A 7,703-nucleotide genomic window follows, 5' to 3' on the forward strand; every position below is an offset into this window, starting at 1 on the left:
TTTTGTTGTACCAGGCGATCTAAATCAACTCGCCGTCTGAGCCTGCGCTACACGCTCTCGCTGCTCATGCTTTTGCAGCACCGGCACGTCCAGGCGCGCTCGCCCATAGAACGCCAACGCCGTCAGCAAACACGCCAGCCACACAAAAATCCCGGCCCAGAAGGTGTGGGACATGTAGTGCCAGCCTTGCAGAACACGCGTGGTGCCGTAGATGAAACCGAGCAGCAGCGAGCCGTACATGATCGCTTTGGAGAAGCGCCAGCGATAACGACGTGCAACGAAGTACAACGCCAGCATGGTGAAACCACCCGAGGCATGCCCGCCCGGCCAGCAACGGCCATCGCCCGCCTCCTTGAACAACTGGAAGTTGTTGTACCACTCCATATGGGCAATTTTGCCACCGTAGAGCGTCGTTTCAATCGGGCAATACACGCTGGTGTGCGATTTGAGGAAGTGGATCACACCGGTGCAAATAGCGAATGCGAACACCACAAACAAAAAATCCCGACGGTGGTCATAGGCAAAGCGAAGCACCGGGGCGGCTTTGATGCGCTCCAGAAAATTGCCCAGGCGTGGATGCTTTTGCGGGTTGGTCATTGGCCAGACAAACGACAGTATCGCCCCGATCAAAGCGATTTCAGCGGTCCAGTTCGGAATGATGCGCGCCCATTTGTGGGTGAGCTTTTCAAAAAAATGAACCTTGTCCAGCGGAAAGGTCTGGGTAATCGGGTCATAAAACATGTTGCTGAATGCGATGTCGATTTTGGTCATGTCGAACATCAGGAACACCACGGCCGCGCAGGCCAGTGGAATACCGAAATTCACCCAGTAAAAGCGGTAATTGGAAGTGGTCAGCATTGTGCGTCCTGATCCGGAGTGTGAATTCATTCGTTCGCCAGCGAAGGCCAGTCCGACGCTTCGATATAGCCGAGCATACGCGGCGTCTGTGGCGTTTCGGCGGAAATAAACAACGAAGCGCCGTAACCCAGGGTAGAGCCAGGCAACTTGAGGTCTTTTTCCAGTTGCGCCATGCATTCGCTGTGAGTCACCAGAATCAGGTTGCGCCCGGCCACCTTGTGCGCCAAAGCGTCACGCAGCATGGTGCCCTTGCAACTGATCAACCAATCCTCACCGGTGCCGACCTTGTTGAACATGTAACTGGCTGTCTGAGCGGCACGCATGATCGGGCTGTTGTAAATGTCGGCGTTGCTCAATCCCAGTTGCTCGAACTGTGCACCGACAGCCACTGCAACGCTGCGCGAACGATCGGTGATGCCGTCGCTGCCAATCAGGCAGGCCGCGCTGGAGTGATCGCAGCGCTCAACATGGCGCACCAGCACGATCATGTCACCCTTGGCCCAACCCGACAGCATCGCCTGTGCGCCCGACACGTTGCCATGGGCCAGATCCGGCACGGCAGCAGGTCGCAGCAGAAACACGGTCAAAGGAATCACCAGCAACGCCGAGGCCAGCACCACCGTCGCATTGCGATAACGGGCAAGCCAGCTCAGATTGATCGAGCGTTTTACTCCAAACAGACTCAGTCTCAATTCCACATCAAGCCGCCTCGCCGGCATGCACCACTTCATTTGATGCCGCGAGGGTAGAGAGACGGGCGTAGGAAGGTAGTGAAACGATTGTGAAAAAAAGCTTAAGAGCACGATCAAAAGATCGCAGCCTTCGGCAGCGCCGACGTAGAAATACGATTCATGTAGGCGTTGCCGAAGGCTGCGATCTTTTGATGTTGATCTATCGCGACAAAATCCTTTCAGCTCTCGTGATTGCTGCCGATAACCCTCTGCTACACCGCTTGCTGGCTCCCAAAAACAACAATCTTCCAGCCATCCGACGATCAAGAAGCAACACGTTCCTGGAGGAATTTTGATGAATAGCTGGTTCGGCAACATCAGCGTGAACCTGAAACTGGGCCTGGGCTTTGGCCTGGTCCTGGCACTGACCTGCGTCCTCGCCCTGACCGGCTGGACCAGCCTGGGCAGTCTGATTGACCGCAGCAACTGGATGAGCGACATCACCCAGCTCAATGCCGGCCTGACCAAGTTGCGCGTGGTGCGCCTGCAATACATGCTGACCAACGGCGACGAAACCGCCGCCCAGAGCGTGCAGACCACCCTCGAAGCCTTCTCGGCCCAGCAGCAAGCCCTGCTGGTGAAGTTCAAGAGCCCGGAAAACCTCAAGCTGCTCAAAGAACAAGGCGACGTCATCGACGCCTATAAAGCGTCCCTGAGCAAAATGCGCGGTGCCTACCGTGCCGGCAACAGCGCGCGCGATGTCATGAGCGCCAACGCCGAAACCGCCAACTCACTGATCAACGCCCTCAATACCCGTGTACAACAACTGCCACCAAGCGATCAGCGTTTCGAACAATTCCAGGCCATCACCGCCGCCAAGGAAGCGTTCTTGCTGGCCCGCTACGAAGTGCGTGGCTACACCGCGACCACCAACGCCGAAACCGAGCAAAAGGCCGTCGCCCAACTGGACGCCGCCATCGCCAGTCTGAAACAGCTCAACGTGCATTTCGCTGACGTTCAGCCAGACGCTGTGCGTCAACTGGAAACCGCGTTGGGCAACTACCGCAGTGCCTTGCAGGCTTACAAAACCGCGAACAGCGATGTCGTGCAGTCGCGCAAGGAAATGACCGACCAGGGTGCCGCCATCGTCAGCCTGAGTGACGCGTTGTATCAGATTCAACTCGACCGCCGCGATGCCGAAAGCGCCAAGGCGCAGACTCTGCAACTGGTCAGCACCTTGCTGGCATTGTTGGTTGGCATCATTGCCGCTGTGGTTATCACCCGGCAGATCACCGGCCCGCTGCGCGATACCCTCGCCGTGGTCGATCGAATCGCCAGCGGCGACTTGTCCCACGACGTCCAGGTGACGCGCCGCGACGAACTCGGCGTGTTGCAGCAGGGCATCGCACGCATGGGCGTGACCCTGCGCGATCTGATTACCGGCATCCGCGACGGCGTGACCCAGATCGCCAGCGCCGCCGAAGAGTTGTCGGCCGTGACCGAGCAAACCAGCGTCGGGGTCAACAACCAGAAAGTCGAGACCGATCAGGTCGCCACCGCCATGCACGAGATGACTGCCACCGTGCAGGAAGTCGCACGCAATGCCGAGCAAGCTTCGCAGGCCGCCGCTGCTGCGGACGGTGAAGCGCGTGAAGGTGACAAGGTGGTTGGCGAAGCCATCGCCCAGATCGAACGCCTGGCCAACGAAGTGGTGCGCTCTACCGAAGCCATGGGCGTGCTGCAACAGGAAAGCGACAAGATCGGCAGCGTCATGGACGTGATCAAGGCCGTGGCCGAACAGACCAATCTGCTGGCACTCAACGCCGCGATTGAAGCGGCCCGCGCCGGTGAAGCCGGTCGTGGTTTTGCCGTGGTGGCCGACGAAGTGCGTGGCCTGGCCCAGCGCACGCAAAAATCCACCGAGGAAATCGAAGGCCTGGTGGCCGGCCTGCAGAACGGCACCCAGCAAGTGGCGAACGTGATGAACAACAGTCGCGCCCTGACCGACAGCAGCGTAGCCCTGACCCGCAAGGCCGGCGCTTCACTGGAAAGCATCACCCGCACGGTGTCCAACATCCAGTCGATGAACCAGCAGATCGCCGCTGCCGCTGAACAGCAAAGCGCCGTGGCCGAGGAGATAAGCCGCAGCATCATCAACGTGCGCGATGTGTCCGAACAGACCGCTGCGGCCAGCGATGAAACCGCTGCGTCCAGTGTGGAACTGGCGCGGTTGGGCAATCAGTTGCAGATGATGGTGAGCCACTTCCGCGTTTGACGATTAGTCAGCGCTGAATCACAAAACCATTCGCGGGCAAGCCTCGCTCCTACAGGTCTAGCGATAACCCTGTAGGAGCGAGGCTTGCCCGCGAGGGCGATTTAACCGGCAGTAAAGCCCCTCAGGCTTCCCACGGATTGATCACCTCCAATCCGGAAAACTCGAAGTCCCGAACATTGCGGGTGGCTATCGGAGCACCGTGGTTTCGACAGACAGCGGCAATCTGTGCATCGGCCATCGACACCGCTCGCCCTTTTGCTTCACAACCGGCTACCAGCGTCGCGTACTCGACAGCGGCGTGGACATCAAAAGGCAATATCCGGCCGGCAAAGTCCTCTTCAAACATCGCCATCACATGCGCTTCAAGTTTTTGTTTGCGCTTGCCGGAGGGGAGCCGGGCGATGCCATGGAGAATTTCCGCCACAGTCACAGCACTTATTGCCAACTTCATTGCCGGTTGTGCATCCACCCAGGCAAGGACTTGAGTGTCAGGCTCAACCCGCATGAACTCTGAAAGAACGTTGGTATCGAGCACTATCATTCGGAGAAGTCCACCGCAGTCGCTTTCTCCTGCCGTGCCGGAAGATCGAGATCAACTCCGCCGCATGCACTGAAGCGGTTGCGGATTCTGCTGCCGAGCCCACCCGCACGATCCACAGTATTCAAAGCTCTTCCCAGAATAAGACGAGCTTCTTCTTCCATCGAGTGTCCGTTGTGCGCGGCTGCAATTCTCAGTTGCTCTTTGATCTGATCATCGAGGTTTCGAATTGTGATGCTGGCCATGATGCCTCCTGCAATCAATGAAATCATTGATTGCAAACTAGCACATCATGCTTCAGTAGAATTTATCTAACCGCCGAACGGCTCTAAACGCTTATCGCATTAGTAAACACCAACCGATTCCCGAACGGATCGCTGACAGTCATGTCCTGGCTGCCCCACGGCATCGCTTGAATCTGTGGGTGCGCGAACTTGTATTCCTTGGCCAGCAATTGCTGCTGGAACGCTTCCAGTTCATCGGTCTCGATGCGCAGTGCCGAGCCCGGCGTGGCATCGCCGTGGTGTTCGGACAGATGCAGCACGCATTCACCCCGCGAGACTTGCAGATACAACGGGAAGTTGGCTTCAAAGCGGTGCTGCCAGTCGATCTTGAATCCGAGGAAGTCGACGTAGAATTCCACAGCCTTGATTTCATCGAAGATCCGCAGGATCGGGGTGGTTTTGCCGAAGCTCATCAAGTTGCTCCCAGACTGAAATAGCCCGGAGTGTAGTCGGGCTGTACGTCAGCAATTCGGCTTGGTGATGGCTTTCTTTAATCTCAATGTGCCATCACTGTGACGCAGTACCCGAATTGTCATTGAAAACCGTCGCGCAAATCCCCTTCCCGCGCCAGAAACCGCCCTTCTCGGCGGCCGTTCGCCTGACCGTCGCGGTAACTCAGAACACCGTTGATCCACACGCCCTCGATGCCTTCGGCTGCTCGCTGTGGATCATTGAAATCCGCCACATCGCGAATGGTCGCCGGGTCGAACAACACCAGGTCAGCCCAATGCCCTTCGCGGATTTCGCCCCGCTCTTTCAAGCCGAACCGCGCGGCCGACAACCCAGTCATTTTGTGTACCGCGGTGTGCAGCGGAAACAGTCCTACGTCACGGCTGAAATGTCCGAGCACACGGGGGAATGCGCCCCACAAGCGTGGATGCGGAAACGGGTCTTCCGGTAAGCCGTCGGAGCCAACCATCGACAAGGGATGCGCGAGGATTCTTCGCACATCCGCCTCGTCCATCCCGTAATACACCGCGCCAGCCGGTTGCAGCTGGCGGGCGGCATCGAGCAGCGACAGGTTCCATTCGGCGGCGATGTCCACCAGGTCGCGACCGCCCATTTCCGGGTGCGGCGTGGACCATGTGATGGTGATGCGGTGAGCGTCGGTGACTTGCTTGAGATCCAGGGTCGACGAGCTCGCCGCATAGGGATAGCAATCGCAGCCCACTGGGTGGGTTTTTGCGGCGTGTTCGAGGGACGCCAGCAGTTGCGGACTACGCCCCCAGTTACCGGCACCGGCACACTTAAGGTGGGAAATGATCACCGGAGATTTTGCGTGACGGCCGATCTGAAAGGCTTCATCCATGGCCTCCAGCACCGGCTCGAATTCGCTGCGCAAATGGGTGGTGTAGACCGCGCCAAATGCCGTCAGCTCTTCGGTCAATTGCATGACTTCCTCAGTGGACGCCGAGAACGCGCTGGCGTAGGCCAGACCGGTGGACAAGCCCAGCGCGCCAGCCTCAAGGCTTTCACGCAGTTGCTCGCGCATCGCAGAGATCTCATCGGCAGTGGCGGTGCGAAACAGGTCATCGAGATGATTGCTGCGCAGCGCGGTATGGCCCACCAGCGCAGCCACATTCAGCGTGGTATTCGCTGCTTCGACCGCGGCGCGATAGTCGCTGAACTTTGGGTAAACAAACGCAGCCGAGGTGCCGAGCAGGTTCATCGGGTCCGGCGGATCGCCGCGCAAACTGACCGGCGAAGCGCTGATTCCGCAGTTGCCGACGATCACCGTGGTCACGCCCTGGCTGAGCTTGGGCAGCATCTGCGGCTGGCGAATGACCACCGTGTCGTCATGGGTGTGCACATCGATAAAACCCGGCGCCAATACATGGCCGGCAGCGTCGATTTCTTCAGTGGCATGGGCATCGCGCAAGTCACCGATGCGATCAATGCGCCCGTTCAGAATCGCCACGTCGGCGGGGTAACCAGAGCTGTTGCTGCCGTCGATGATCAGGGCATTGCGAATCAGCGTGTCGTACATCATGTCAGTCTCCCAGCGGCAAGTGATCGTCGCCGCCGCGGTAATCGTCCAGGGCGAGTTTGATCCGCCGCAGACGTTCTTGATTGTCTTCAGGATTAGCCAGTGCCAGCTCGGTGGCAAGCACATCGATGGCGAGCAGCATGCCGTAGCGCGCCGCCGTCGGTTTGTAGATGAATGAGGTTTCGGCGCTTTGCAGCGGCAATACGATATCGGCCAGTTGCGCCAGTGGCGAATCGCCGCGAGTGATGGCCAGAATGCGTGCGCCGTAGTTGCGCGCCAGTTCTACCGTTTCCAGCAACTCGGGCGTAATGCCGGTCAGCGAGCAGACGATCACCACGTGCTCGGCGCTCAGGCTGGAGGCGGTAATACGCATCATCACCGCGTCGTGGCACACCGCAATCGGGTAGCCAAGCCGCACCAGGCGCACTTGCAGTTCATCGCTGCACAAGGTCGAGCAGCCGCCCATGCCGAAGGCGTGAATCATCCGCGCCTTGCCCAGCAGTTTCACCGCGTCGGCGAAGCGTGACTCATCGAAAGCCGATAGATGCTGACGCAAGGTCGATTCGATATCGCCAACGATCTGTCCGTAAAACGCCGATTGATCGGGCGTGCCCGCCGGGTCTAGAAAACGACTGCCCACACCGCTGGCCTGGGCCAGTTGCAGGCGCAGGTCACGCAAATCGCGACAGCCCACCGTACGGGCAAAACGCGACAGCGTGGCGGTGCTGACTTCGGCCCGCTGCGCCAATTCATCAAGGCTGGCCGCAGATGCAAAGCCCACGTCGTCGAGCATCAGCCGGGCGATACGTCCTTCCCCAGCGCTGAAGGAATCCTGGCGGGCGCGGATCTGGTAGAGGATGTCCATGGCAGGCGACTCCGGCTAAATCAGGTAAGAAAGGCCCACGGTCAGACCGAAAGCGACGAGCGAAATGATGGTTTCGAGCACGGTCCAGGTCTTGAAGGTCTGGGCCACGGTCATGTTGAAGTATTCCTTGATCAACCAAAAGCCGCCGTCGTTGACGTGCGAAAAGATCACCGAGCCCGCGCCTGTCGCCAGCACCAGCAATTCCGGGTGCGGATAGCCCAGACC

General features: G+C 58.8%; 8 protein-coding genes and 1 pseudogene. 1 reads left to right on the plus strand and 8 read right to left on the minus strand.

The features are described from left to right. Window positions 1-24: 24 nt before the first annotated feature. Both KUF73_RS25615 and KUF73_RS25620 read right to left on the minus strand, forming a co-directional pair. Window positions 25-858, minus strand: coding sequence for a phosphatase PAP2 family protein (locus KUF73_RS25615; protein WP_218440775.1), 834 nt, complete (start codon window positions 856-858; stop codon window positions 25-27). Between the two features lie 26 nt (window positions 859-884). Then, a complete protein-coding gene (locus KUF73_RS25620) occupies window positions 885-1,556 on the minus strand; it encodes a histidine phosphatase family protein (RefSeq protein ID WP_218440776.1) in 672 nt (223 codons plus the stop codon). 328 nt (window positions 1,557-1,884) lie between these two features. Between KUF73_RS25620 and KUF73_RS25625 the strand changes: the two genes are divergently transcribed. Next, window positions 1,885-3,804 (plus strand): methyl-accepting chemotaxis protein, encoded by a 1,920-nt coding sequence (locus KUF73_RS25625; RefSeq protein WP_218440777.1) that lies wholly within the window; start codon window positions 1,885-1,887, stop codon window positions 3,802-3,804. Between the two features lie 121 nt (window positions 3,805-3,925). On the opposite strand, the gene KUF73_RS25630 is transcribed toward KUF73_RS25625, so the two are convergent. The 6 genes and pseudogenes from KUF73_RS25630 to KUF73_RS25655 form a co-directional block, all read right to left on the minus strand. After that, window positions 3,926-4,345, minus strand: a complete 420-nt coding sequence (locus KUF73_RS25630; protein WP_218440778.1) for a type II toxin-antitoxin system VapC family toxin — start codon at window positions 4,343-4,345, stop codon at window positions 3,926-3,928. Then, window positions 4,342-4,587 carry a plasmid stabilization protein gene (locus KUF73_RS25635; RefSeq protein ID WP_218440779.1) on the minus strand — a complete coding sequence of 82 codons (246 nt, stop codon included), beginning with the start codon at window positions 4,585-4,587 and terminating at the stop codon, window positions 4,342-4,344. Before KUF73_RS25635 ends, KUF73_RS25630 begins: the two co-directional genes overlap by 4 nt. A gap of 83 nt (window positions 4,588-4,670) precedes the next feature. After that, on the minus strand, window positions 4,671-5,039 hold the full coding sequence (locus tag KUF73_RS25640; protein ID WP_218440780.1) for a glyoxalase superfamily protein: 369 nt from the start codon (window positions 5,037-5,039) through the stop codon (window positions 4,671-4,673). 119 nt (window positions 5,040-5,158) lie between these two features. Next, on the minus strand, window positions 5,159-6,616 hold the full coding sequence (locus KUF73_RS25645) for an amidohydrolase family protein (RefSeq protein WP_218440781.1): 1,458 nt from the start codon (window positions 6,614-6,616) through the stop codon (window positions 5,159-5,161). 1 nt (window position 6,617) lies between these two features. Continuing rightward, window positions 6,618-7,478 carry a MurR/RpiR family transcriptional regulator gene (locus tag KUF73_RS25650; protein WP_218440782.1) on the minus strand — a complete coding sequence of 287 codons (861 nt, stop codon included), beginning with the start codon at window positions 7,476-7,478 and terminating at the stop codon, window positions 6,618-6,620. Window positions 7,479-7,493: 15 nt separating this feature from the next. Next, window positions 7,494-7,703 (minus strand): annotated as a pseudogene (locus KUF73_RS25655) (GntP family permease); the annotation flags it as partial.

It is taken from the genome of Pseudomonas sp. PD9R, assembly GCF_019200975.1.
GTDB lineage: Bacteria > Pseudomonadota > Gammaproteobacteria > Pseudomonadales > Pseudomonadaceae > Aquipseudomonas.

Excerpts from the sequence above, each read along its gene's own strand:
- KUF73_RS25625 (WP_218440777.1), top strand. The coding sequence starts at position 1,885 with ATGAATAGCTGGTTCGGCAACATCAGCGTGAACCTGAAACTGGGCCTG.
- KUF73_RS25615 (WP_218440775.1), bottom strand. The coding sequence starts at position 858 with ATGCTGACCACTTCCAATTACCGCTTTTACTGGGTGAATTTCGGTATT.
- KUF73_RS25645 (WP_218440781.1), bottom strand. The coding sequence starts at position 6,616 with ATGATGTACGACACGCTGATTCGCAATGCCCTGATCATCGACGGCAGC.
- KUF73_RS25650 (WP_218440782.1), bottom strand. The coding sequence starts at position 7,478 with ATGGACATCCTCTACCAGATCCGCGCCCGCCAGGATTCCTTCAGCGCT.
- KUF73_RS25635 (WP_218440779.1), bottom strand. The coding sequence starts at position 4,587 with ATGGCCAGCATCACAATTCGAAACCTCGATGATCAGATCAAAGAGCAA.
- KUF73_RS25630 (WP_218440778.1), bottom strand. The coding sequence starts at position 4,345 with ATGATAGTGCTCGATACCAACGTTCTTTCAGAGTTCATGCGGGTTGAG.
- KUF73_RS25640 (WP_218440780.1), bottom strand. The coding sequence starts at position 5,039 with ATGAGCTTCGGCAAAACCACCCCGATCCTGCGGATCTTCGATGAAATC.